The sequence below is a fragment of the Ovoidimarina sediminis genome (assembly GCF_032586175.1).
Lineage (GTDB): Bacteria > Pseudomonadota > Alphaproteobacteria > Rhodobacterales > Rhodobacteraceae > Ovoidimarina > Ovoidimarina sediminis.
The window spans coordinates 25,354-47,942 of the sequence record NZ_JAWHTE010000008.1; the positions used below are offsets into that span (position 1 = coordinate 25,354).

General features: G+C 63.6%; 27 protein-coding genes. 16 read left to right on the forward strand and 11 right to left on the reverse strand.

What is annotated here, in order from left to right; translation table 11 throughout:
- Positions 1–76 precede the first annotated feature (76 nt).
- Positions 77–655, reverse strand: a complete 579-nt coding sequence (gene folK / locus RXV90_RS11055; RefSeq protein WP_316648722.1) for a 2-amino-4-hydroxy-6-hydroxymethyldihydropteridine diphosphokinase — start codon at positions 653–655, stop codon at positions 77–79.
- A gap of 135 nt (positions 656–790) precedes the next feature.
- On the opposite strand from folK, the gene RXV90_RS11060 reads away from it, so the two are divergent.
- Positions 791–1,363 (forward strand): LabA-like NYN domain-containing protein, encoded by a 573-nt coding sequence (locus RXV90_RS11060; RefSeq protein WP_316648723.1) that lies wholly within the window; start codon positions 791–793, stop codon positions 1,361–1,363.
- A 13-nt stretch (positions 1,364–1,376) separates the two neighbouring features.
- Here the strand turns inward: RXV90_RS11060 and RXV90_RS11065 are convergent, their stop codons facing one another.
- The gene (locus tag RXV90_RS11065; protein ID WP_316648724.1) at positions 1,377–1,832 is read right to left on the reverse strand and encodes a c-type cytochrome; all 456 of its coding nucleotides are present in this window, start codon (positions 1,830–1,832) and stop codon (positions 1,377–1,379) included.
- 106 nt (positions 1,833–1,938) lie between these two features.
- Here RXV90_RS11065 and ispH point away from each other — a divergent pair, with 106 nt between their 5' ends.
- From ispH to RXV90_RS11085, 4 genes are read left to right on the forward strand one after another with little or no spacing between them, the layout of a single operon-like run.
- Positions 1,939–2,889, forward strand: a complete 951-nt coding sequence (gene ispH, locus RXV90_RS11070) for a 4-hydroxy-3-methylbut-2-enyl diphosphate reductase (protein WP_316648725.1) — start codon at positions 1,939–1,941, stop codon at positions 2,887–2,889.
- A 14-nt stretch (positions 2,890–2,903) separates the two neighbouring features.
- On the forward strand, positions 2,904–3,557 hold the full coding sequence (locus RXV90_RS11075; protein WP_316648726.1) for a lysophospholipid acyltransferase family protein: 654 nt from the start codon (positions 2,904–2,906) through the stop codon (positions 3,555–3,557).
- Entirely contained in the window at positions 3,554–4,504 is a 951-nt protein-coding gene (locus RXV90_RS11080) for a phosphatidate cytidylyltransferase (protein WP_316648727.1), read from the forward strand. Before RXV90_RS11075 ends, RXV90_RS11080 begins: the two co-directional genes overlap by 4 nt.
- Positions 4,505–4,528: 24 nt before the next feature.
- On the forward strand, positions 4,529–5,164 hold the full coding sequence (locus RXV90_RS11085) for a CDP-alcohol phosphatidyltransferase family protein (RefSeq protein ID WP_316648728.1): 636 nt from the start codon (positions 4,529–4,531) through the stop codon (positions 5,162–5,164).
- On the opposite strand, the gene RXV90_RS11090 is transcribed toward RXV90_RS11085, so the two are convergent.
- The gene (locus RXV90_RS11090) at positions 5,161–6,090 is read right to left on the reverse strand and encodes an HTD2 family dehydratase (protein ID WP_316648730.1); all 930 of its coding nucleotides are present in this window, start codon (positions 6,088–6,090) and stop codon (positions 5,161–5,163) included. The two genes, RXV90_RS11085 and RXV90_RS11090, sit on opposite strands and share 4 nt — an antisense overlap.
- Here RXV90_RS11090 and sseA point away from each other — a divergent pair.
- Genes sseA through RXV90_RS11105 form a run of 3 tightly spaced genes read left to right on the forward strand, consistent with a single transcriptional unit; the run spans position 6,089 to position 8,696 of the window.
- Positions 6,089–6,937: a 3-mercaptopyruvate sulfurtransferase gene (sseA, locus tag RXV90_RS11095; RefSeq protein ID WP_316648731.1), complete on the forward strand. Its 849-nt coding sequence runs from the start codon at positions 6,089–6,091 to the stop codon at positions 6,935–6,937. The two genes, RXV90_RS11090 and sseA, sit on opposite strands and share 2 nt — an antisense overlap.
- On the forward strand, positions 6,934–7,500 hold the full coding sequence (locus tag RXV90_RS11100) for a GNAT family protein (RefSeq protein ID WP_316648732.1): 567 nt from the start codon (positions 6,934–6,936) through the stop codon (positions 7,498–7,500). Before sseA ends, RXV90_RS11100 begins: the two co-directional genes overlap by 4 nt.
- An 11-nt stretch (positions 7,501–7,511) precedes the next feature.
- Entirely contained in the window at positions 7,512–8,696 is a 1,185-nt protein-coding gene (locus tag RXV90_RS11105; protein ID WP_316648733.1) for an amino acid aminotransferase, read from the forward strand.
- Between the two features lie 15 nt (positions 8,697–8,711).
- On the opposite strand, the gene RXV90_RS11110 is transcribed toward RXV90_RS11105, so the two are convergent.
- Positions 8,712–9,542: a hypothetical protein gene (locus RXV90_RS11110; RefSeq protein ID WP_316648734.1), complete on the reverse strand. Its 831-nt coding sequence runs from the start codon at positions 9,540–9,542 to the stop codon at positions 8,712–8,714.
- Between the two features lie 150 nt (positions 9,543–9,692).
- Here RXV90_RS11110 and RXV90_RS11115 point away from each other — a divergent pair, with 150 nt between their 5' ends.
- A complete protein-coding gene (locus RXV90_RS11115; RefSeq protein WP_316648736.1) occupies positions 9,693–10,472 on the forward strand; it encodes a metallophosphoesterase family protein in 780 nt (259 codons plus the stop codon).
- On the opposite strand, the gene RXV90_RS11120 is transcribed toward RXV90_RS11115, so the two are convergent.
- The 3 genes from RXV90_RS11120 to RXV90_RS11130 all read right to left on the reverse strand — a co-directional run bounded on the left by RXV90_RS11120 (position 10,447) and on the right by RXV90_RS11130 (position 12,743).
- Positions 10,447–10,935: a Crp/Fnr family transcriptional regulator gene (locus tag RXV90_RS11120; protein ID WP_316648737.1), complete on the reverse strand. Its 489-nt coding sequence runs from the start codon at positions 10,933–10,935 to the stop codon at positions 10,447–10,449. The genes RXV90_RS11115 and RXV90_RS11120 overlap by 26 nt on opposite strands.
- A 101-nt stretch (positions 10,936–11,036) precedes the next feature.
- Positions 11,037–12,332, reverse strand: a complete 1,296-nt coding sequence (locus RXV90_RS11125; RefSeq protein WP_410482361.1) for an ammonium transporter — start codon at positions 12,330–12,332, stop codon at positions 11,037–11,039.
- A 72-nt stretch (positions 12,333–12,404) separates the two neighbouring features.
- Entirely contained in the window at positions 12,405–12,743 is a 339-nt protein-coding gene (locus RXV90_RS11130; protein ID WP_316648740.1) for a P-II family nitrogen regulator, read from the reverse strand.
- 265 nt (positions 12,744–13,008) lie between these two features.
- Between RXV90_RS11130 and RXV90_RS11135 the strand changes: the two genes are divergently transcribed.
- A complete protein-coding gene (locus RXV90_RS11135; protein ID WP_316648741.1) occupies positions 13,009–15,180 on the forward strand; it encodes a transglycosylase domain-containing protein in 2,172 nt (723 codons plus the stop codon).
- A gap of 30 nt (positions 15,181–15,210) precedes the next feature.
- Here the strand turns inward: RXV90_RS11135 and RXV90_RS11140 are convergent, their stop codons facing one another.
- Together RXV90_RS11140 and RXV90_RS11145 are read right to left on the reverse strand one after the other, a co-directional pair.
- Positions 15,211–15,801 carry an MlaC/ttg2D family ABC transporter substrate-binding protein gene (locus tag RXV90_RS11140; protein ID WP_316648742.1) on the reverse strand — a complete coding sequence of 197 codons (591 nt, stop codon included), beginning with the start codon at positions 15,799–15,801 and terminating at the stop codon, positions 15,211–15,213.
- A gap of 1 nt (position 15,802) precedes the next feature.
- Positions 15,803–16,537 carry an MlaA family lipoprotein gene (locus RXV90_RS11145; protein WP_316648743.1) on the reverse strand — a complete coding sequence of 245 codons (735 nt, stop codon included), beginning with the start codon at positions 16,535–16,537 and terminating at the stop codon, positions 15,803–15,805.
- A gap of 229 nt (positions 16,538–16,766) precedes the next feature.
- Between RXV90_RS11145 and RXV90_RS11150 the strand changes: the two genes are divergently transcribed.
- The 6 genes from RXV90_RS11150 (at position 16,767) to RXV90_RS11175 (ending at position 20,843) form a co-directional block, all read left to right on the forward strand.
- Positions 16,767–17,231, forward strand: coding sequence for a RidA family protein (locus RXV90_RS11150; RefSeq protein WP_316648744.1), 465 nt, complete (start codon positions 16,767–16,769; stop codon positions 17,229–17,231).
- Positions 17,228–18,010 carry a glycerophosphodiester phosphodiesterase family protein gene (locus RXV90_RS11155; protein WP_316648745.1) on the forward strand — a complete coding sequence of 261 codons (783 nt, stop codon included), beginning with the start codon at positions 17,228–17,230 and terminating at the stop codon, positions 18,008–18,010. Before RXV90_RS11150 ends, RXV90_RS11155 begins: the two co-directional genes overlap by 4 nt.
- 51 nt (positions 18,011–18,061) lie before the next feature.
- Positions 18,062–19,243, forward strand: coding sequence for a GNAT family N-acetyltransferase (locus tag RXV90_RS11160; protein ID WP_316648746.1), 1,182 nt, complete (start codon positions 18,062–18,064; stop codon positions 19,241–19,243).
- Positions 19,243–19,536, forward strand: a complete 294-nt coding sequence (locus tag RXV90_RS11165; protein ID WP_316648747.1) for a 4a-hydroxytetrahydrobiopterin dehydratase — start codon at positions 19,243–19,245, stop codon at positions 19,534–19,536. The genes RXV90_RS11160 and RXV90_RS11165 overlap by 1 nt, the downstream gene beginning before the upstream one ends.
- Entirely contained in the window at positions 19,533–20,399 is an 867-nt protein-coding gene (locus RXV90_RS11170; RefSeq protein ID WP_316648749.1) for a mechanosensitive ion channel family protein, read from the forward strand. Before RXV90_RS11165 ends, RXV90_RS11170 begins: the two co-directional genes overlap by 4 nt.
- A 216-nt stretch (positions 20,400–20,615) precedes the next feature.
- The gene (locus RXV90_RS11175) at positions 20,616–20,843 is read left to right on the forward strand and encodes a helix-turn-helix domain-containing protein (RefSeq protein ID WP_316648750.1); all 228 of its coding nucleotides are present in this window, start codon (positions 20,616–20,618) and stop codon (positions 20,841–20,843) included.
- A gap of 64 nt (positions 20,844–20,907) precedes the next feature.
- Here the strand turns inward: RXV90_RS11175 and RXV90_RS11180 are convergent, their stop codons facing one another.
- Complete coding sequence (locus tag RXV90_RS11180) at positions 20,908–21,405, reverse strand: paraquat-inducible protein A (protein WP_316648751.1); 498 nt, start codon at positions 21,403–21,405, stop codon at positions 20,908–20,910.
- Between the two features lie 128 nt (positions 21,406–21,533).
- On the reverse strand, positions 21,534–22,439 hold the full coding sequence (locus RXV90_RS11185) for a LysR family transcriptional regulator (protein WP_316648752.1): 906 nt from the start codon (positions 22,437–22,439) through the stop codon (positions 21,534–21,536).
- Positions 22,440–22,589 lie beyond the last annotated feature (150 nt).

Consider the following 22,589-nt stretch of genomic DNA (forward strand, 5'->3'; position numbering starts at 1 on the left):
TCTCCAATTATCAGCCGGGAGACCAGAAACCCGGTATTTAGGGCCGGATCGCCCTGAACACAAGGCAAAAACCTGCCTATTCGGGCGCGATCGGGCGGATCGCGGCGCGCTCTGCCTCGGGCAGGGCATCGCGAAGCGCCTGCGCGGTACGCCCGATCACCGGATGCACCCAATCCGGCGCGATCTCAGCGAGCGGCACAAGGACGAAGGCGCGATCCTGGATCCGGGGGTGCGGCAGGATGAGGCCGTCGGGCACGCGCGTCTTCTGTTCCTCGAGCGGAAGATCACGCCATTCCGCGTAGGTCTCGGGATCGGGCAACACCTGGTCGCCGACAGCCAGCAGATCGAGATCGAGGATGCGCGCACCCCAGCGCGATTCCCGTCTCCGGCCAAAGCGCGCCTCGATCGCGTGAAGCCTTTTCAAAAGTTCCGTTGCGTCAATTTGCGCGACATTTTCGTCAAAAGCGATCTCCACGACCGCATTCACGTAGTCGTCGCCCGCCCCCGGAGGAAACGCCGGGTTTTCGTATAAGCTACTGACAGACAAAACATTTATGCCGCCATCACGCAGCGCCTGGATGGCGGCGCGGACCACCTCTTCGGGGGTCATTCCGCCCGCACAAATGTTCGAGCCGAGGGCAATATATCCTGGCATTGCAGAACGTCGACTAAAGTATAGTTGAATCAAGATACGTTCGCTCTATGGTCAGCGCGCCGGGCGGGGCACGTACCACCCCAACCAAAACTAATCAAACAGGTCCGCGCGGCTAAGAAAAAGGAAAAATCTAGCGTGTTCTATCGAGACGAGCGGCTCGCCTTATTCATTGACGGATCGAACCTCTACGCGGCCGCAAAGGCCCTTGGCTTCGATATCGACTACAAGCTTCTTCGCGAGGAATTCATGCGCCGCGGAAAGCTGTTGCGGGCCTTCTACTACACAGCACTACTTGAGAACGACGAGTATTCGCCGATCCGGCCGCTCGTCGACTGGCTTCACTACAATGGGTTTTCCATGGTCACGAAGCCGGCGAAGGAATTCACCGACAGCCAGGGACGGCGCAAAGTGAAGGGCAATATGGATATCGAACTCACCGTCGATGCCATGGAGCTTGCGCCGCGGGTCGATCATATCGTCCTGTTTTCCGGCGATGGCGATTTTCGTCCACTGATCGAAAGCCTTCAACGGCAGGGCGTGCGCGTATCCGTGGTCTCCACGATCCGCTCAAATCCGCCGATGATTGCCGATGAATTGCGCCGCCAGGCCGACAACTTCATCGAACTCGACGAACTGAAGCAGGTGATCGGCCGTCCTCCGCGCGAACCGCGCGAGGATACCCGCGAACGGGCCGAAACCACCGATTAGGCCAAGGGCGGCATCAGCCGCCTGGCCGCCCGTTCACGCGGTTGTGCTGTTCGATCACCCGATCGGGCCAGGTGCTCTTGATGAACGCGAGAACCGACAGGATCTCGCGGTCGCTCAGGATATCGCCGAAGCCCATCATGTTGCTTTTGTGCCCGCCGCCCACCACCTCGGCCGAGCCGAGCTTGGTGATCCGGAACAACAGCTCGTCCTGGTGATGCCAGGTGTGCCCCGTCTCGTCATGGGGCGGCGCGGGCCAGTATCCGTCGTCTCCCGCCATCTGCCAGTCGGGTTCGCCTTCAAGGTTCTCGCCATGGCAGGCCGCGCAATGTGCGGCATAAAGCGGCGCGCCCTCGGCCACCCGTTCGGCATCCTCATAAGGGATCTCAACGGGTGCGGCCCCCACCAGCGCCCAGTAGCCGCCAATTCCGGCCACGACCATCAGCGCCGCTGCAAGCACCAGCTTCCTCATTTCCGATCTCCTGTCCGTTCCGCCCGTCACGCTTCCTGAAACCGACCGCTTGCGGTCGCCGCCCACGCCACTATCCTCGCACCGAAACCGGATGGAAATACGTCAGTTGAGCAAATCTCCCCTCACCCTATACCTCGCGGCACCGCGCGGCTTCTGCGCCGGGGTCGACCGCGCCATCAAAATCGTCGAAATGGCGCTCGAGAAATGGGGCGCCCCGGTCTATGTCCGGCACGAGATCGTGCACAACAAGTTCGTCGTCGACGGGCTGCGCGACAAGGGCGCCGTCTTTGTCGAGGAACTTGACGACTGCCCTGGCGACCGCCCGGTCATCTTCTCGGCCCACGGGGTTCCGAAGGCTGTGCCGGCAGAGGCCGCGCGGCGCGAGATGGTGTTCGTCGACGCCACCTGCCCGCTTGTCTCGAAGGTTCATATCGAGGCCGAGAGGCACCATGCCAACGGCCTCCAGATGGTGATGATCGGCCACGCAGGCCATCCCGAAACAGTCGGCACCATGGGCCAATTGCCCGAGGGGGAGGTGATCCTCGTCGAAACGGTCGAAGATGTCGCGACGCTGGCCCCGCGCGACCCCGGGAAACTCGCCTTCATCACCCAGACGACGCTGTCGGTCGACGATACCGCCGAAATCGTCGCCGCCCTTCAGGCGCGCTTCCCGGCCATCGTCGGGCCGCACAAGGAAGACATCTGTTATGCGACCACGAACCGGCAGGAGGCGGTGAAGGCCATGGCGCCGAGGGTCGACGCGATGCTGGTGATCGGCGCACCCAATTCGTCGAACTCGAAACGGCTGGTCGAGGTCGGGCGCGCAGCGGGCTGTGCCTACGCACAGCTTGTCCAGCGCGCGGATGACATTGACTGGCGTGCGCTCGAGGGCATTTCCTCGGTCGGCCTCACCGCCGGGGCCAGCGCGCCCGAGGTTCTGGTCAACGAAGTGATCGACGCCTTCCGCGCGCGCTATGACGTGACGGTCGAGCCGGTGGAAACCGCCGTCGAACGGGTTGAATTCAAGGTGCCCCGTGTCCTGCGCGAACCGGCCTGACCGCACGGGGCCCGATGCCTGACGCGATCCGATCGCTCGCCGCCCGGCTTCTGGGCTTCGCGATCATCGTTTTCGCACGCTTCATCACGGCCGTCCGTGCGATCTGGACCGACAGCGAACCGGAAACCGGCCAGCGGGTCTATTACGCCAACCACACCTCGAACGGCGATTTCATCCTGATCTGGACAGTGCTGCCCCCAGACATCCGGGCGCGGACGCGGCCGGTGGCGGGAAGCGACTACTGGTTCAAATCGCGCCTGCGTACCTTCATCGGGAAGGACGTTGTCAACGCGGTCCTGATCGACCGGCGCCCCGACGCCCGCGATACCGACCCGATGGAAACGATCCTCGACGCGCTCGACACCGGCGTGTCGCTGATCATCTTTCCCGAAGGCAAGCGCAACAACACCGAGGAACGGATCCTTCCGTTCAAGAGCGGGATCTACAACATATCCGTCCAGCGTCCCGAGGTCGAACTCGTCCCCGTCTGGATCGAGAACCTCAACCACGTGATGCCGAAGGGCAAGCTGATCCCGATCCCGCTTCTGTGCACCGTGACCTTCGGGCCCCCGATCCGCGCGGAAGCCGGAGAAGACCGCAAGGCCTTCCTCGAATGTGCGTCGAACGCGCTTCTCGCCCTCGCCCCCGAAGACGAGGCCACGGCATGACCGACGCGCGCAGCGATTTCATGATCCTTCTGGGCGGGATCGGCGCGATCCTGATCGTGGCCAGCCTGATCGGCCAGACGCTGGCCCTTCGTGCGGGCCCCGAGGGGCCCGGCAAGGGCATCCAGAACCTCAACGCACGGATCGCTGCCTGGTGGGCGATGGTCGCCCTTCTGGCGGTCGCGTTCCTCGCGGGGCGCACCGGCGTGATCATCCTTTTCGCCTTCTGCTCCTTCGCCGCCCTGCGGGAATTCGTAACGCTGACGGCGCGGCGCAGCGCCGATCACTGGGCCATCGCCACAGCCTTCTTCGCAATCCTGCCGGCGCAGTACTACCTGATCTGGATCGACTGGTACGGGCTCTATTCCGTGTTCATCCCGGTATACGCCTTCCTGCTTTTGCCGGTCATCGCGGTGCTCGAGGGCGATACCCAGAAATTCCTCGTGCGCATCAGCGGGCTGCAATGGGCGCTGATGATCACCGTCTATTGCGCCTCCTACGTGCCGGCGCTCCTGTCGCTCGAGGTTGACGGGTACGAGGGCCGCGCGATCCTTCTGATCGCCTTCCTCGTCGTGGTGGTGCAGCTGTCGGATGTCTTCCAGTACACCTGGGGCAAGCTGATCGGACGCCACAGGATCGCGCCCTCTCTGTCGCCGTCCAAAACGTGGGAAGGGCTGATCGGCGGCGTCGTCAGCGCGACGGCTGTGGGCGCGGCGCTTTGGTGGATCACCCCCTTCACGCCGCTTCAGGCCGCCGTCCTGGCCTTCGCGATCACCATCGCGGGCTTCTTCGGCGGGCTCGTGATGTCGGCGATCAAGCGCGACCGGGGGGTGAAGGACTGGGGGCACCTGATCGCGGGCCATGGCGGGTTCATCGACCGGCTCGATTCGGTGATGTTCTCGGCCCCGCTTTTCTTCCATCTCACCCGCTATTTCTGGTCGACCGTATGACACCGGTTGCAGGCGCGCCCCGCCATGGCTGACCGCCGCCCCCTGGCGAGCCGGCAGAACCCGCTTGCAGGCCGCGCCGCCCGATGGCTGGCCGAACGCGGGATCCGCCCCAATCGCATCTCGCAAGGGAGCATCGTCTTCGCGGCCCTTGGTGCCGCAGCCTTCGCGCTTTCCGCCGCAGGCGGCGCTGGGCCTGCGGCCGCGCTCCTCGTGATCGCGGCGCTCGCCTGCCAGTTCCGCCTTCTCTGCAACCTCCTCGACGGGATGGTCGCCATCGAGGGCGGGTTGTCGGAACCCGACGGCCCCTACTGGAACGAGGCGCCCGACCGGATCGCCGACTTCCTTTTTCTCACGGGCGCAGGGATCGCCGCAGGGGTTCCATGGCTCGGCCTCGCCGCCGGCGCCATGGCCATCCTCACCGCCTATATTCGCGAGCTTGGCCGCGCCGAGGGCCTTGACTCGGATTTCTCGGGCCCGATGGCGAAACCGCAGCGCATGGCGGCCCTCACGATCGGCGCGCTGCTTGGCGCTGTCGAAGCGCTCGCCTTTGGCTCATCGATCGCGCTGACCCTCGCGCTCGCCGTCATCGCCCTCGGTGCTGCCTGGACAGCTGCCGCCCGATCCAAACGCCTGATCGACACGATGAACACGGGGGCCTAGCCCCAGGCCGCCTGCCCCACCATCAAGACCCGGCCGGTGTCATCCTCGGCCCAGAGATCCGCGCCCCGGATCGCGAACCGGGCCAGGCCCGGCAAGCTCAAGGGCGCCGTCGCGCGGAACGAAAAGCCGGTCAGCGCCCCGCCCTGCCGCACCGCCAGATCCATCATGAGCGTCGCCAGAAGCGGCCCGTGCACGACGAGGCCCGAATACCCTTCGACCCCCCGCGAATAATCCGCGTCATAGTGGATGCGATGGCCGTTGAAGGTGAGTGCCGAGTACCGGAAAAGAAGCGTCGAATCGAACGTCCGCACCTCCCTGTGATCCGCGGCGGCGGGGCGGTCGGGTGGCCGCCCCGGCGGCGCATCGGCGGCGCGGTAGACCAGATCCTGCTCTTCGCTGACCGTAAGCGCGCCGCGCTGCCGGATCTCGTGGCGCAGCGTTACGATCGCCAGCGGGCCCGTGCGTCCCGTCTTTTCCTCGGCCCGGATGCAGCGGCTGACGCGCGTTGCCCGGATGCCAGCGCGCAGGGGCGTGTGAAAGGTCAGCCGTCCCCCGGCCCACATTCGCCGCGGCAGTCCGAAATCGGGGATCAGTCCCGCCCCTCTCATCGGGTGGCCGTCATCGCCAAGCGCGGTGGAAGGCAGGGCACGCCAGAAGTAGATCTGGTGCCAGTAGGGCGGCAACGGATCGCCCAGCCCCGGCGGCGGCCCGGACCGGCCCAGCGCGGCGTGCAGCGCCGCGGCCCGCGCCGGATCGAGCGCGTCGGTGATCTCTTCGGTGGCATCCCCCATCGCGGCGAAAGCTAGTGCATGTCCATCGCCGGGTGAAGCACTCTCGCGCACCCGGACGGCGCCCGCCACCCTTGCGCCACAGCCGCGGGAGGCGTAGCAGAAGAACCGACCGCAGGAAGGGGACGGAACACCCATGACAGATGATCCGAAGACGCTCGTCTCGACCGATTGGCTGGCCCGGCACCTGAAGGATCCCGACCTGCGCCTGATCGACGCCTCCTGGTACCTTCCCGATGCGGGCCGCGATCCCAAATCGGAATATGACGCCGCGCATATCCCCGGCGCGCGCTTCTTCGATATCGACGAGATCAGCGATCAGCGCTCGGCCCTGCCGCACATGGCACCGCCACCGGAGAAATTCATAAGCCGCATGCGCGCAATGGGAATCGGCGACGGCCACCAAGTGGTTGTCTATGACGGGATGGGCCTTTTCTCGGCGGCCCGCGTCTGGTGGCTTTTCCGCCTGATGGGCAAGACGGATGTCGCCGTGCTGAACGGCGGGTTGCCGAAATGGCTTTCCGAAGGTCACCCGATCGAGGATATGCCCCCCGTCATGCGCGACCGCCACATCACGGTCAGCCTGCAAAACCACCTCGTTGTCGACGTCACCCAGGTGGCACATGCCTCGAAACTCGCCGATCACGAAATACTCGACGCCCGCTCCCCGGGCCGTTTCTCGGGGGAAGAACCCGATCCCCGCCCGGGCCTGCGCGCCGGTCACATCCCGAATTCGAAGAACGTCTATTACAAGACGCTTCTGAACGAGAACGGCACGATGAAGACGAAGGCAGAGCTGCGCGAAGTTTTCGACGCCGCCGGCGTCGACCTGAAGAAACCCGTAATCACCACCTGCGGATCCGGTGTCACGGCAGCGATCATCTTCCTCGCGCTCGAACGCCTCGGGGTCGACCGCAAGGCTCTGTATGACGGATCCTGGTCCGAATGGGGCAAATACGACGACCTGAAAGTTGCCACGGGATGACCATTCAGCCCGCGGGAACCGAGGTCGGCTACACCGTCACCTGGCTTCAGATGACGGAGCGCCCGTCTTACGACTGGCCGCATCTGCCCGCGAACCAATCCGCCTCGCTCCTGCATGCCGTCAAGCCGCCGCGCTGGTATTTCCTGTCGCTCTACGACGCGGTGGGCCGCCACTACGCCTGGGAAGACGCACATGACCGCGACCCCCAGGAACTTCAATCCTGGCTCGGCGAAGACAAGGTCGATCTCTTCACGTTGATGGGCGACGGCTGGCCGCAGGGCTTCTTCCTTCTCGATGCGCGCAGCCCCGAAGTCACCGACCTGTCCTATTTCGGGCTTGTGCCCGAGGCCGTGGGCAAGGGGCTCAGCACCTTTCTCCTGCGCACCGCGATCCTCACTGCCTGGCAGCGCGAGGGCCTGCGCGTGCTTACCGTCAATACCTGCACGCTCGATCACCCACGTGCGCTTCAGACCTATCAGAAGAACGGGTTCACCCCCGAGCACCGCAAAACCTTCAAACGCATCCTCAAACGGCCCCGCAACCTGGCCCTGATCCCCGACTGAAAGACAACGCCATGTTCGAACACCTGAACCAGCAACCCGCCGACAAGATCCTCGAACTGATGCAGCTGTTCCGCGACGACCCGCGCGACAACAAGGTCGATCTCGGGGTGGGCGTCTACAAGGATGCCGACGGGCACACCCCGGTGATGCGCGCGATCAAGGCGGCCGAGAAACAGCTTTGGGAGGCCGAGACAACTAAAAGCTATGTGGGCATTCTGGGCGACGGCGCGTTCAACAGCGCGATGCGCACCCTGATCCTAGCCGACAGTGTCGCGGGCGACAGGCTGGCCTCGGCGGCCACGCCGGGCGGCACGGGGGCCTGCCGGCAGGCCTTCGAACTGGCCCGCTTCGCCAATCCCGGCGTCACAGTTCACGTCTCCGCGCCCACATGGCCGAACCACGTTTCGATCTTGAAATACCTCGGCCTGCCGACCGTGGAATACCGCTATTTCGACAATGCTACCCGCGCCGTCGATTTCGACGCAATGGCCGAGGATCTGAAGCGCGCGAAGAAAGGCGATCTCGTCCTCCTTCACGGCTGTTGCCACAACCCGACCGGCGCCAACCTGACGGCGGACCAATGGGGCACGGTCGCCGACATCCTGGCCGAAACCGGCGCGACGCCGATGATCGATATCGCTTACCAGGGTTTCGGCGACGGATTGGAGGAAGACGCGCTGGGCACCCGTCTTCTCGCCTCCCGCCTGCCCGAACTTCTGATCGCGGCCTCGTGTTCGAAGAACTTCGGCGTTTACCGGGAACGCACGGGCATCCTGATTGCGGTATCCGAAACGCCGGCGGCATCGAAGATCACGCAGGCTAATCTTGGCTTCCTGAACCGCCAGAACTTCTCTTTCCCGCCCGACCATGGCGCGCGGCTCGTCCAGATGATCCTCGACGACGACGCGCTGCGCACCGACTGGCGGGCCGAGCTTGAAGAGGTCCGCCTCGGCATGCTGAAGCTGCGCGAGGATCTTGCCGCCGAACTACGCCAGCGCACGAATTCCGACCGCTTCGATTTCATCAAGGATCACCGGGGCATGTTCTCGCGCCTCGGCGCGACGCCAGAACAGGTCATGGCCATGCGCGAAAGCCACGGGATCTACATGGTGGGCGACAGCCGGATCAACGTCGCGGGGCTCAACGCCCGCACCGTGCCGATCCTGGCCGAGGCGATCGTCGCCGCCGGGGTCTGACCCCGGCGCGGCGCGTTAGCGGGGCAAGGGCGCCCCGCCCGCCCGCTTTGCAAAGAGAACCGGGGCCTCGCGCCCGTCCGGCCCGAAAAGACGCGTGGCAGTGAGACCAAGCGTTCCAAGGATCGCGTCGATTTTCCTGTTGTCGAGAAGATCGGCTTCACCGGCCCCAACATAAAGCCCCGCAGGCTCATAGCGCGTCACCGCGCCGTCCGAGATCCCTTCCCACCACGCGCCGTCCTCTTTTCCGCCCGCCCAGGTCGCGTGACATAGAACACGCCGCACAACGTCACCGTCGCGGTAGAGGTGGAAGTCGTAATTCTTCTCTGCGGCCGCCTCTCCCGAGCGCCGGAAATAAAGCACATCCGCCCCGGAAAGCACGGAGGACACCCCGAAGGCCGTCATGCTCATCCCCGAGGCCATCTCACGCATCTCCACCACCGTCAGGTCTGCATGACCGGTCACGCGGGATATCCGAAGATCGTCGAAATCGGCCGCAAAGCCGCCGAACCCGGCGTTGGCGGGCGGCGCATCCCGGGTGAGCGGCGCCCCCTCGGCCTCGGCACCCGTGAACATCATGTGGACGTCGAGCCGCCCCACCATATCGGGATCGGGCGACATCCCCGCCATCGGGTTGTTCCACGGCCCGTCGGCTGCCCGCATCCCCATGATCCGCATCAGCAGGCGAAAAAAGAGGGAGGGTTTGTGGTTTTCCGGATCGAACCCGCCGCCCCACGGTTCAGCGTCCGCAAGGCTTTCTGCTAGCGCCCGCAGAACCATTTCCTGCGACGCCTCCACCAGCAGAAAATCCTGGTACCCGAAATTTTCCACGGGGCTCATCATGGTCATCGGCCCGCACTCCTTGCATCCGCCGAAACCCCCGGACGGCATGCTCACGGAAAAATGCGTTAAAAATTCGACGGGTTGACGCCGCCATTCCACACGTCACACTTGTGCCAAGGGATGAGATAACTCACGAACGAGAACCCCGGGGGACAGATGCGGCTGCTCCATGTCGCCGATATTCACTATGCGCTGAAGCAGTTCGACTGGATCGCTTCGGTCGCAGAGGATTTCGACGCCATCTGCATTACCGGCGATTTGATCGAGGATCCCGGCCACGTACCGCCCGCGGCGCAGATCGTCGTGATCCGCAAATACCTCGCGGCCATGGCGCAGAAGACACGCGTCCTCGTCTGTTCGGGCAATCACGACCTGACGGGGCCCGACGAATTTGGCGAGAACGTCGCCCACTGGATTCCGCCGCTGGCGCAAATCGACGTTGTCCCGGACAAAAGCTGTGTGGAAATCGGCGATACGCTCTTTTCCGTTCTGCCCTGGTGGGATGGGCGCCTGACGCGCAACCGCATCGCCCAGCAGCTCGCCGAAGATCACAAGAAGCGCAGCGACAAGTGGATCTGGCTCCACCACGCACCGCCTGCAGGCGTCAAGGTGGCGTGGAACGGCACGCGGTTTTACGGCGATGGCAATCTCGTAGACTGGATCGATCGCTACCGGCCGGATGCCGTGTTGTCGGGACATGTGCACCAGGCGCCCTTCGCCAATGGTGGGTCATGGGTCGATCAACTGAACGGCACCTGGGTCTTCAACATGGGGCAACAGCCGGGCGATGCACCGGCCTGCATCATCTACGACACCGACGCGGCAGAAGCCGTGTGGTTCTCCATCGCCGGGGTGCAAACCATGTCGCTGTCCGGCAACGGGCACCTGCGCGAAGGCACGCCAGACTGGCTTACAGCCGCTCGTCCCCAGGCTTAGGTTCCGGCCGCACGTCGGGCCAGCGTTCCTGCTGCTGCATCAGCGTATCCAGCACCTGGTCCACCATCCCGAAATGATTGGTGTACCCTTCGAACTGCCGCCGCATGTCCGTGAGGTAGGACGTCGCATCCACCAGCCGTCGTGCAAGAATGCGCGCGGTGTGCAGGGCAAGTTCGGGGTTGTTCTTCAGATACTCCCCGGCCCGCTCCACCCTGTAGGCCTTCACGGGCGTCGCCGCCGCGACCTCCGCGGTCGTCGAAACCGCCAGAAGCGCCGAGATTTCGCCAAACACCGCGCCGGGTTCCCGGACCCGGGTCACCTCGGTTCCGCCCTTTCGTACAGTGGCCTCGCCTTCGATCAATATGTAAAGGCGATCGGCCACCACATCCTCTTCCATCAGCACGTCGCCGGTCTGAAATGTCTCGACCGGCAGATCGCCGCAAATGTCCAGAATGTCCCTCATCGTGTCGTCCTGTCGCTGCCCCACGATCCCTCTTAGCAGAAAAAAAACCCGGGCGCGAACGCCCGGGCAAGTTGCACGATAAAGACTGACAGGAAGGGTGATCAGCCTTTGGTGAAGTCGGGGTAGGCTTCCATACCAAGCTCGCTGGTATCGAGGCCCTGCATCTCGGCTTCCTCGCTGACGCGGATGCCCATGATCCCTTTCAGGATGATCCAGACAACCAGCGAAACGACGAAGGTGAAGACACCGTAGGCGATGATGCCGGTGATCTGCGTCACGAGGCTGGCATCGCTGTTGTAGAAGACGACCGCTATGGTGCCCCAGATCCCTGCGAAGAGGTGCACCGGGATCGCGCCGACGACGTCGTCGATCTTGAACTTGTCGAGCATCGGCACAGTAAGCACCACGATCACGCCGCCGATCGCACCGATCCAGAGCGAACCGAAAAGCGTGGGCGCCAGCGGCTCGGCGGTGATCGATACGAGGCCGGCCAGCGCGCCGTTCAGAACCATCGTAAGGTCCGCCTTCTTGTACATGATCTGCGTCAGGATCAGCGCCGCAACGGCGCCCGAGGCCGCAGCCATGTTGGTGTTCGAGAAGATGCGGCTCACGTCGGTGATGTCGCCCACGGTGCCGGCCGCAAGCTGCGAACCGCCGTTAAAGCCGAACCAGCCGAGCCACAGGATGAAAGTCCCGAGCGTGGCGAGCGCAAGGTTAGAACCGGGATAGGGGAACACCTTGCCGTCCTTGTACTTGCCAAGGCGCGGGCCGAGGATGATCGCACCGGCAAGCGCCGCCCAGCCACCGACCGAGTGCACGATCGTCGAACCGGCGAAGTCGGAGAAGCCCGCTTCCGACAGCCAGCCGCCGCCCCACTGCCAGGAACCCGAGATCGGGTACATGATACCCGTCAGGATCACGACGAAGACGAGGAACGGCCACAGCTTGATGCGTTCGGCCAGCGCACCCGACACGATCGAGGCGGTGGCGGCGACGAACATCAGCTGGAAGAAGAAATCCGATCCAACAGAGGCGTAGTCGAGCGCGGCATCCGCGGCATCAAGCCCGACGGGCTCAAGCGAGGTGGGCGAGAAGAATGGCCCGACCCAGCCGGCCATGATCCAGCCGTCGCCCGGGTACATCAGGTTGAAACCGATCAGCCAGTACATGATCGACGCGATCGAGAAGAGCGCGATGTTCTTCGTCAGCTGCATCGTCACGTTCTTCGAACGCACCAGCCCGGCCTCGAGCATCGCAAAGCCCGCTGCCATCCAGAACACGAGGAAACCACCCACGAGGAACAAAAGGGTGGTCATGATGTACGGGCCGATCTCGTCGAACCCCGGCGCCGCCGCCTCCTGCGCATATGCGACGGCGGGCTCAAGGGCGGCCCCCATCACGGCGCTGGCTGCGATAAATTTCGAGAGTTTCATAGGTGATAGTCCCCTTTGGATCTGCTTCTGCCCGCGTCAGAGCGCGTCGGCGTCGGTTTCGCCGGTCCGCACCCGCATGGCGCTTTCGACGTCCAGAACGAAGATCTTGCCGTCACCGATCTTGTCGGTCTTGGCAGTGCTCGCGATGGTCGACACAACCTGTTCGGCCATGCTCTCGGATACGACGATCTCAAGCTTGACCTTCGGCACGAAGTTCACGGCGTATTCCGCGCCGCGATAGATTTCCGTGTGCCCCGACTGCGAGCCGAAGCCTTTGATCTCGGTGACCATCATGCCGCGTACCCCGATGGAGGTGAGCGCTTCGCGCACCTCTTCGAGCTTGAACGGCTTGATTGCTGCGATGATGAGTTTCACATGCATCCCCTTCCGTTTTGCGGGAGGACCCCCGCGGTGTTACATGCGGGAAAAGGAACGTATGGCGGCGCCAACTCAAGAAATCGGGGCCTGAAATAGCAGCCCAAACTCAGCGAGTTGCACAATTTTTGCACAAATTGAGTGCATTGCTTAAATTTTAATCGATTAAGAATCGCCCTCTGGCGGAATGGCCGGTCCACATCCATGTGAGACGGGCGTATGATGGGTGCAATAAATGCGTAAGCAGACGGGCAGGTAAGCAGACATGGCTCGCGGACAGAAACCGCCGCTGAAGGCGGAGCGTCGTTACAAGACGCCTCCCAAGGCGGAGAAACCGGCGAAGACAAAGCGCACCCGGCGCAGGAAGCCGGCGCGCCGCACGCCGCTTCTTCTCAGGCCCTTTGTCTGGCTGTTCCGCATCTTCATGCGGCTCTTCATCCGTGTCGGCGTGCTCGCCGCCGTGATCCTCGCGCTCGTCGTGGGCTACAACGCGATGACACTGCCGCCGGTCCAGAACCTGCTCGACGCCCGCGCGCGCGGCTCCGTCACCATCCTCGACCGCAACGAACAGGTCTTTGCCTGGCGCGGCGAACAGTTCGGCGGCCAGATCACGGCCGATACCGTCTCGCCCCACCTGAAGAACGCGATCGTCGCCACCGAAGACAAGCGCTTCTACCGCCACTTCGGCCTGTCGCCGCGCGGAATCGCCTCGGCGATCCGAATCAACCTGCGCGAAGGGCGCGGGCCGTTTCAGGGCCATGGCGGTTCCACGATCACCCAGCAGGTGGCGAAACTCCTCTGCCTCGGCACCGAATACGATCCCTCCGCCGGCATGACGGAGGCGGAGTTCGAGGCCGACTGCCGCCGCACCACGATCCAGCGCAAGGCGTTCGAGGCGATCTATGCCCTCGCGCTCGAAACCCGCTACTCGAAGGACGAAATCCTTACGATCTACCTCAACCGCGCCTATCTCGGCGCCGGCTCCCGCGGGTTCGAGGCCGCCTCGCAACGCTACTTCGGAAAATCCGCCAACGAGGTCACGCCCTCCGAAAGCGCGATGCTCGCGGGGCTCCTCGTCGCGCCCACCCGGTATGCGCCCACCGCCAACCTCAAACGCAGCCAGGACCGCGCCAACGTGATCCTGGGGCTGATGGAGGATCAGGGCTACCTGACAGCCGAACAGACCAGCACGGCCCGCGCCCGCCCCGCCGAACTTTCCGAAGCCGCCGAACGCCGCGCGGGCGGTTATTTCGCCGACTGGGTGATGGAACAGGGCCCGAGCTTCCTCACCCGCGAGACGACCGAAGACGTGATCGTCCACACCACCTTCGATCAGCGGATCCAGACCGCCGCCGAACAGGCCCTGCAATCGATCTTCGAAACCAAGGTGAAACCCGGCTCGAAGGCCCAGGCCGCCATCGTCGTGATGTCATCGGACGGCGCCGTGCGCGCCATGGTCGGCGGGCGCAAGTTCAAGGGAGTCGCGGGCCAGTTCAACCGCGCGATCCAGGCCAAGCGCCAGACGGGATCAAGCTTCAAGCCCTTCGTCTATGCCGCCGCCCTCGATCTGGGATACAGCCCGAACGATATCGTGGTGGACGAACCGCTCACCATCGACATCCCCGGCTCTGGGCCCTGGAGCCCGCAGAACTACACCCGCGATTACAAGGGCCGGGTCACGCTGACCGATGCGCTTGCCCATTCGCTGAACATCCCGGCCGTGAAGATCTCGGAATTCGTGGGGCGTGAAAACGTCCGCAAGATCGCCGAAGGCTTCGGCATCGAAAGCGATCTGGCCGACGGCCCGGCGCTGGCGCTCGGCGTCTCGGAATCGACCCTGCTTGAAATGACGGGGGCCTATGCGGGCATCCTGAACGGCGGCTCGGCGGTGACGCCCTACGGAATGATCGACCTTCGGATCAAGGGCGATCCAACCCCGATCATCGGCCAGGAAGGCGGGGTGCAGGAGCGCGTGATTTCCCAGCGTGCGGCGCGCCAGCTTGTCTACATGATGCGCGAGACCGTGCTCACCGGCACCGGCACCCGCGCACAGGTCGGCGGCCACCCGGTTGCGGGCAAGACCGGCACCACCCAGGCCCAGCGTGACGCCTGGTTCATCGGGTTTTCGGCCGATTACGTGGTGGGCGTCTGGATGGGCTATGACGACAACACGCCGCTCACCGGTGTCACTGGCGGTGGTCTTCCGGCAGAGATCTTCCGCGAAGCCATGGCCGGCATCCACCAGGGCATGCCGACGAAACCCTTGCCGATGACGGCCCCCGAACCCTCGCGCCAGGTCGCCAGCGGAAACGATAGGGGCACCTCTGCGCAGGACAGGCTGCGCCGCGGTCAGACGGAACGGCGCCAGCCGCAAACCGATAACGTCGTCGAACAGATCCTGCTCGATGTGCTGGGAGAGCTGTTTCGCCGCAACTGACGGGTGGTCAGACCGGGGAAAAGCGGAGCGTCAGCTCCGCCGCCGCAGATCCTGGATCATCCCGTCGATGCTGCCCCTGTTCTTGTCGAGGATCGCGCCGATCTCGGTCTGTTCGGTTCTGACAAGGCTGATCCCTTCGATCACGATATCGAAGAACAGGTCGCGCCCCGACCGGTCCGAAACCCGGAACACCACCGAAAACGGTGCCTGCCCCGGCAGCTTCGCAACTGTTTCAACCTCGTGCCAACGCTTCACCTGCTTTGCGCCGATCACCTGGATCTCGCCGCCGATGAATTCGCGGAACCGCCGCCCGTATTTGCGCGACAGATAGACGGCGAACGCCTCGGAAAACGCATTCAGCTGCGACTGGCTGGCCGATCGCGCATCCGGCCCCAGCGTCGCCCGCGCCACGTTCGGCACATCGGCATAGCGCCGGAACACCTGTTCGAACTGTCCCAGCATCGCACTTTCCGACCGGCCCGAATTGATGATCCCGTTGATTTCCGCAACCACCCGGTTCACCAGCGCCGCAGCCTGGGCATCGTTCAGCGCAAAGGCCCGGGGCGCCGCAACCATCGCGGCAAGCGCCGTACCGGCGCGGATCACATCACGTCTGTTCAACTTACTCTCCATAGATGTCGCCGAACACGTCACCTTCTGCCCCGCTGTCGCTTCCAAGCTCGAAGCGGCGGTTCTGCAGATAAAGGTTTCGCGTCTGCGCATAGCTGTCTGCGCTTTCGTAAAGAAGCGCGTCAATTGTGCCCCTGAACTCGTACCGCGCCCCCAGCCGGTCCATCACGTTGGCGCTTGGGGGGATAAGCTCAGCATCCCCGTTCAGCGTACCCGAAATCGGGTTCGAGATGAAATCGACGACCGTTCCCACCGCATCCCGCTCGTTCGAAGCGCCGAATACGGGAAGTTCGATATAGGCGCCCTCACGCGCGCCCCAGACATGCAGCGTCTCGCCGAACCCGGTGCGGCGGCTCTCAAGGCCCGCCTCGCTCGCCGGATCGAGAACGCCCAGCCCGAAAATTGTGTTCATGACGAATCGCGCGAAATTGTGCCCCGCGTCGCGCACGTTGCCCTGCGCAAGGTCGTTGGCGATGAACCGCGGCGTATCGATGTAATTGGCGAAGTTCGATACACCCGTGCGCACCGGTTTCGGCACGATCACGCCATAGGCCGTCGAAGTCGGGCGCACCACGGCCTGGTCGAGGCCTAGGTTGAACTTGTGGATTTTCCGGTTCGTCGCCTCGTACGGGTCATGTATGTCCACCGGCTCGTCGGGCACAGAACAGGCCGACAAGGCGACGCATACGCCCGCAACAAGCGCGAAATGTCTCGAAAACTGCCACATGTTCAAGTCTTTCTGCCGGGGGACGCGGCTCTATCTCTTGGGGATACCACATAAGCGTTCGGAGAGAAAAACACATCGGTATGGATATGCCGATGTCCAAATTGTGACGATTTCGAAACAGCCTTAACGGGCGGCACCGGTGCCACAGCCGCGCGCCGCCATCATTCTGCTTTTCAAAGGGGTCGAATGCACAATAGGTAGGCCCTTAACGATCCGAGGGAGGCTATTCATGACATCCGAAATCGACCAGCGGCTTGCCGAACGCGGCCTCACCCTGCCTGAGGCCACCGCACCGCTCGCCAATTACGTGCCATTCGTGCGCACCGGCAACCTCGTCCATGTGTCGGGCCAGGTTTCCGCACGGGACGGCGCGCTGATAACCGGCAAGCTGGGCGACGACATGTCGGTTGAAGACGGCGCAAAGGCGGCCGAGGCCTGTGCGCTTTCGCTCCTCTCCCAGGTCCGCGCGGCCTGCGACGGCGATCTGGGCCGACTGCGCCGCGTCGTGAAGCTCGTTGGCTTCGTCAACTCGACCCAGGGCTTTACCGATCAGCCCAAGGTGATCAACGGCGCCTCCGACCTTATGGTCGAGCTTCTGGGCGATACGGGCCGCCATGCGCGGTCCGCCGTCAGCGCCGCATCCCTGCCCTTCGGCGTCGCGGTCGAAATCGAAGGCATCTTCGAAGTCGAATGATCCCGCTTCCCGACGCCTTCCTTCGGAAACCGCTGGCCCACCGCGCCCTGCACGACACGGCGGCGGGCCGGCCCGAGAATTCCCGCGCCGCCGTCCGCGCCGCGATCGATGCCGGCTATGGCATAGAGATCGATCTGCAACTCTCCGCCGACGGCGTGGCCATGGTCTTCCACGACTACAAGCTTGAGCGGCTGACAGGCGAAACCGGCCTCGTCCGCGAACGCACGGCGGCGGATCTTGCGAAGATCCGCCTCGCCGGCGGCGGGCCACGCGAAACGATCCCGACGCTGGCGGACATTCTCGCGCTCGTCGGCACTCACACGCCGCTACTGATCGAACTGAAGGATCAGTCCGGCACGCTTGGCACAGACACCGGCGTGCTCGAGGCGGCTACGGCAACGGCCTGCGCCGCCGCTCCCGATGGCGCGATGATCGCGGTGATGTCCTTCAACCCCGAAAGCGTCCGCGCCATGCGGGATCTTGCGCCCGATCTGCCGCGCGGCCTTACCACCCAGAACTTCGCGGCAACCGGTTGGGGCCCGGTCTCAAAGGATCGCCTCGCCCATCTCACCGAGATGCGCGATTACGGGCCGGTGGGTGCAGGCTTCATCAGCCACGATGTCGATGATCTGACCTCCCCCGTCGTCTCCCGCCTGAAATCCGAGGGCGCGAAGATCCTGTGCTGGACGGTGAAATCCCTCGAGGCCGAGGCCCGCGCACGCCGCGTCGCCCACAACATCACCTTCGAAGGCTACCTGGCCCCGTTCCCTGCCGCTTGACCTCGCCTCCGGCGACCCCAAGTGTTAGGGCTGAAGGCAGCGACAGGCCCGATGACCCAGGCAACCCTTGAAATCGAAGCGTTCGGCTCCCTGGCCGAGATCCCGGCACGCGACTGGGATGCCTGCGCCTGCCCGGAAGCCGCCGATGGCGGCCGCCCGCTCGATCCCTTCACCACCCACCGCTTCCTTAATGCGCTCGAGGCGTCCGGCTCCGTCGGCACCGGCACGGGCTGGCAACCCCGCTACCTCGCGGCCCGCCAAGACGGTGTGTTGATTGGCGTTGCGCCGCTTTACGCCAAGGGCCACAGCCAGGGCGAATACATTTTCGATCACAACTGGGCCCATGCCTACGAACAGGCGGGCGGGCGCTATTACCCCAAGCTCCAGATCGCCGTGCCCTTCACGCCCGCCACCGGTCGCCGCTTCCTTGCCCGCCCGGGTCACGAGGCCACGGCCATGGGCGCGCTGATCGAAGGGGCGATCCGCATCGCCTCGGACAACCGGCTGTCATCCGTCCATGCCACCTTCTGCACCGAAGACGAGGCGATCGCGGGAGAGGTCATGGGCCTCATGCGCCGCACCACCCAGCAATTTCATTGGGAAAACATCGGCTACAACGATTTCGACGCGTTCCTCGCCAATCTTTCCTCCCGCAAGCGCAAGAACATCCGCAAGGAACGCGCCACCGCAAACGCCTTTGGGGGCGAGATCGTCTCGCTGACGGGCGACGCCATCCGCCCGGAGCACTGGGACAGTTTCTGGCAGTTCTACCAGGATACCGGCGCGCGCAAGTGGGGCACGCCCTACCTCACCCGCCGGTTCTTCGACATCGCACACGAAACGATGCGGGAGGACATGCTCCTCGTCCTCGCCATTCGCGAGGGCCGCCCCGTTGCGGGCGCGCTGAACTTCATCGGGCGCGAAACGCTGTCTGGCCGCTACTGGGGCGCGGTCGAGGATCATCCCTGCCTGCACTTCGAGGCCTGCTACTACCGCGCTATCGACCACGCAATCGCCCATGGGTTGAAACGGGTTGAAGCCGGGGCGCAGGGTGCGCACAAACTCGCCCGCGGCTACATGCCAGTCGCCACACATTCGCTGCACTGGGTGGCGGACCCGGGCTTCGCCCGCGCGGTGGAACAGTATCTGGAGGCGGAACGCTCCGCCACGGATGAGGAAATCGAGGTCCTGACAAGCTACGGACCGTTCAGAAAGGTAACGTCGGAGGATTGATGGCAGAGAAACTCACAGAGGCCGAACGCGCCGAGCATCTCGCGGTGCTGGAAAAGGCGGGCTGGTCACTCGATACGGGCCGCGACGCGATCACGAAGGACTATACTTTCAAGAACTTCGTGCGCGCCTTTTCCTTCATGTCGGGCGCGGCGCTTCATGCCGAGAAGCTGAACCATCACCCCGAATGGTCGAACGTCTACAACCGCGTGACCGTCACGCTCACCACCCATGACGCGGGCGGGCTGACAGACCTCGACATCACCCTGGCCAAGCGCATGGACGCCCTCGCATGAATTCCGATGTCGTCAACGAAGTTCTGAACACCGACATCCTCGGCACCTCGCTGCGCGAGCTTCTGTCGGTGCAATACCTCCTAGATCTCACGGGCAATATCGTTGCGGCCATTGCGATCCTCTTGATCGGCCTCTTCGTCTCGGGCTGGATCAGCCGCCGGATCCGAAGCATCGGCGGGCGCAACCGACACCTCGACATCACGCTGTTCAGCTTTCTGGGCAATATCGCGCGCTACGTGATCCTGGGCCTTACCGCCCTCATCATCCTCAACACCTTCGGGGTACGCACCACCTCGGTCGTCGCCGTCATCGGTGCCGCGGGTCTTGCCATTGGTCTTGCGCTTCAGGGCACGCTGTCGAACGTGGCGGCGGGCGTGATGATCGTTTTCTTCCGGCCCTTCAAGGTCGGTGATTTCGTGGTGATCGACGGCCAGATGGGCACGGTCAAGGACATCACGCTCAACTTCACCGAGCTCTCGGATCTCTCGAACGTGCAGATCATCATTCCCAACGCCAACGTGTGGGGCAACACGATCACCAATTACTCCGCCTATCCCGAACGCCGGGTCGAATGGGTGTTCGGCGTCAGCTACGGCGCCAATCTCGCTCAGGCCGAAAAGATCATCCTCGATACGATCATTTCTGACCCGCGCGCCAGGGCGGAACCCGAACCCTTCATCCAGGTGACGAACCTGGGCGATTTTTCGGTCGATTTCACCGTACGCGTCTGGTGTGCCGCCGGGGATTTCTGGGGCTTCAAGACCGACATGACCCGCAGGGTGAAAGAGGCACTCGACACCGGCGGCATCGAAATTCCCTTTCCGACGCAAACCGTTTACCGGGTCGGAGAAGCCGCGGAATAAGCGCGCCTAAGCGGGCGTTCTGCCAAACGGCCCGCCCCACGTTCCATCAAGCTTGAACGCAATCAGCCCCCGCCACCCACGGGGGCTGATTACTTGCGTCGCACTGACGCTACGTAAAGTAATTTTTCCGCTCCGTAGTGCCAAATCTATTTGATTAATGCACCATTAGTATGTCTTATCATGGCAATACGTCGATTGCTGAGTACTGCTTTCCCCATGAATGAAGACGACTACATAGGGCGCCGCATGCGCCATCGCCGCTGGGAACAGGGCATGTCCCAGACAGAACTTGCAGACAGCGTTCTCATCGAACCCCACGACATCCAACTCTTCGAATCCGGCGTCAGATCCGTACCGCGTCTTCTTCTGATCAAGATCGCTGCTGTGCAGGACGTGCCCGTCAGCTACTACACCGACGGCATCGAGGACGCACCCGCCGAATAGCCACACGCGCATTGAAAACAGTGTCTATTCCGGCCCGAATTCCGGAAATCGGGCCAGGCGCACGTCACACCCGCTGCCGCTCCGGCCCCTTCGATCCATCGACAAAAGAGACGAACAGCGACGCGATAACGGCCGCGGTGAACAGGTAAAGCCCCCAGGCCACCTCGATCTGCCCGATCCCGATTCCCTTCGCGATCACCACGTAGAGGGCGAGGATGAAAATATCGGCCATCGCCAGTTTCCCCATCACCGCGATCACCGGCTGCGTCGCCCGCGACATCAGGTTGAAGTGGATCAGCCCCATGCCAAGGCATTTCAGCATCGGCGCCATCAGCGCAAAGAACGTGACCGCTATGGCCAGGAACACATCCGTCTCCCACAGCTTCTGAAGCCCCGACACCACCGTGATCGTATCCGGCGCAAACAGCGTGCTGCCCCCAAGCCAGCCCGGCATCTGCCACTGCGGCAACAGACCGGTTCGCATCAGGGGGGCGAACCACGCGACCGGAAAGGCCACCACGAGGGCGAGATTCAAATACTTCGCCAGATGTTCCTTCGACATGCCGATCCCTTCGCAAACTCGTCGCGTTGCCCCAAAGAATAGCGTCAGCACGGCGCTGCCGAAAGCCAGCGCCCAAAACAGTTCGGGCGCCACCCGGGCGCCCGAAAACAGTGTCTATTTCAGCCTAATCACCACTGATCGGGGCCCTTCTCGGCAAAGGCATGCACTAGGAAATCGATGAAGGCACGCACCTTGGGCTGGGTGAACCGGCCCGGCGGGTACACCGCATAGATCCCCTGCACCTCGACGGGCAGATCCGGGATCGCCTCTTCGACCAGCCCCTGTTCCAGCGCTTCGGCATAGAGGAAGCTCGGCAGATAAGCGATCCCAAGCCCCGAGATCGCGGCATTGAGAAGCGACTGGCCGTCATTCACCGTCAGCCAGCCCGCCGTCCGCACCTGCCGCTTCTCGCCCGAAGGCGCGGTCAGCTTCCACACGTTGCCCGAAGACTGGTTCGAGTAATGCAGCAGCTTGTGTTCGTTCAGATCGTCGATCTTTCCGGGCCGGCCGTATTCCGCGAAATATTCAGGGCTCGCGATCATCCGCTTCGTCGTCTCGCAGAGTTTCCGCGCCCGAAGCGTCGAATCCTCCAGCTCCCCGATCCGGATGGCCATGTCGAACCCTTCCGAAATCAGCTCCACATAGCGGTTGTTCAGCACCATGTTCACCGTGATGTCGGGGAACTCCTGCAGGAACTCGCCCAGGACCGGCGACAGGTGGTTCACGCCGAAGTCGGTCGCCACGGAGATCCGTAGAAGGCCCGACGGCGCAGATTGCATCGATGTGACAAGCGCATCCGCCTCGCCGGCATCGTTCAGGACGCGGCGCGCGCGGTCGTAATAGGCCAACCCGATCTCGGTCGGGCTCACCCGGCGCGTCGTCCGGTTCAGTAGCCGTGCGCCCAGCCGTGCCTCAAGAGAGGATACATGCTTCGACACGGCGGATTTGGAAATACCCATCTTCTTGGCAGCGTCGGTGAACCCTCCCTGGTCCACCACGGTTGCGAAGGCTTCCATCTCGGTCAAACGGTCCATTTAACACCTTGCTTACCGGTACCCTCCACAACGGCCCTTCTGAAGGTGAAATCGGGCGACAATGCGGACAGCGACCGACAATAGTTTGGTATCTTCAGGATCGTTATGGGTTCCGAAACAGGCAATGGGGGCAAAGGCCGGGCCCGATCG

Coding starts and splice junctions, on each gene's coding strand:
- folK (WP_316648722.1), bottom strand. CDS start 655: ATGCCAGGATATATTGCCCTCGGCTCGAACATTTGTGCGGGCGGAATG.
- RXV90_RS11065 (WP_316648724.1), bottom strand. CDS start 1,832: ATGAGGAAGCTGGTGCTTGCAGCGGCGCTGATGGTCGTGGCCGGAATT.
- RXV90_RS11075 (WP_316648726.1), top strand. CDS start 2,904: ATGCCTGACGCGATCCGATCGCTCGCCGCCCGGCTTCTGGGCTTCGCG.
- RXV90_RS11080 (WP_316648727.1), top strand. CDS start 3,554: ATGACCGACGCGCGCAGCGATTTCATGATCCTTCTGGGCGGGATCGGC.
- RXV90_RS11085 (WP_316648728.1), top strand. CDS start 4,529: ATGGCTGACCGCCGCCCCCTGGCGAGCCGGCAGAACCCGCTTGCAGGC.
- sseA (WP_316648731.1), top strand. CDS start 6,089: ATGACAGATGATCCGAAGACGCTCGTCTCGACCGATTGGCTGGCCCGG.
- RXV90_RS11090 (WP_316648730.1), bottom strand. CDS start 6,090: ATGGGTGTTCCGTCCCCTTCCTGCGGTCGGTTCTTCTGCTACGCCTCC.
- RXV90_RS11100 (WP_316648732.1), top strand. CDS start 6,934: ATGACCATTCAGCCCGCGGGAACCGAGGTCGGCTACACCGTCACCTGG.
- RXV90_RS11105 (WP_316648733.1), top strand. CDS start 7,512: ATGTTCGAACACCTGAACCAGCAACCCGCCGACAAGATCCTCGAACTG.
- RXV90_RS11110 (WP_316648734.1), bottom strand. CDS start 9,542: ATGACCATGATGAGCCCCGTGGAAAATTTCGGGTACCAGGATTTTCTG.
- RXV90_RS11115 (WP_316648736.1), top strand. CDS start 9,693: ATGCGGCTGCTCCATGTCGCCGATATTCACTATGCGCTGAAGCAGTTC.
- RXV90_RS11120 (WP_316648737.1), bottom strand. CDS start 10,935: ATGAGGGACATTCTGGACATTTGCGGCGATCTGCCGGTCGAGACATTT.
- RXV90_RS11125 (WP_410482361.1), bottom strand. CDS start 12,332: ATGGGGGCCGCCCTTGAGCCCGCCGTCGCATATGCGCAGGAGGCGGCG.
- RXV90_RS11135 (WP_316648741.1), top strand. CDS start 13,009: ATGGCTCGCGGACAGAAACCGCCGCTGAAGGCGGAGCGTCGTTACAAG.
- RXV90_RS11145 (WP_316648743.1), bottom strand. CDS start 16,537: ATGTGGCAGTTTTCGAGACATTTCGCGCTTGTTGCGGGCGTATGCGTC.
- RXV90_RS11150 (WP_316648744.1), top strand. CDS start 16,767: ATGACATCCGAAATCGACCAGCGGCTTGCCGAACGCGGCCTCACCCTG.
- RXV90_RS11155 (WP_316648745.1), top strand. CDS start 17,228: ATGATCCCGCTTCCCGACGCCTTCCTTCGGAAACCGCTGGCCCACCGC.
- RXV90_RS11160 (WP_316648746.1), top strand. CDS start 18,062: ATGACCCAGGCAACCCTTGAAATCGAAGCGTTCGGCTCCCTGGCCGAG.
- RXV90_RS11165 (WP_316648747.1), top strand. CDS start 19,243: ATGGCAGAGAAACTCACAGAGGCCGAACGCGCCGAGCATCTCGCGGTG.
- RXV90_RS11170 (WP_316648749.1), top strand. CDS start 19,533: ATGAATTCCGATGTCGTCAACGAAGTTCTGAACACCGACATCCTCGGC.
- RXV90_RS11175 (WP_316648750.1), top strand. CDS start 20,616: ATGAATGAAGACGACTACATAGGGCGCCGCATGCGCCATCGCCGCTGG.
- RXV90_RS11180 (WP_316648751.1), bottom strand. CDS start 21,405: ATGTCGAAGGAACATCTGGCGAAGTATTTGAATCTCGCCCTCGTGGTG.
- RXV90_RS11185 (WP_316648752.1), bottom strand. CDS start 22,439: ATGGACCGTTTGACCGAGATGGAAGCCTTCGCAACCGTGGTGGACCAG.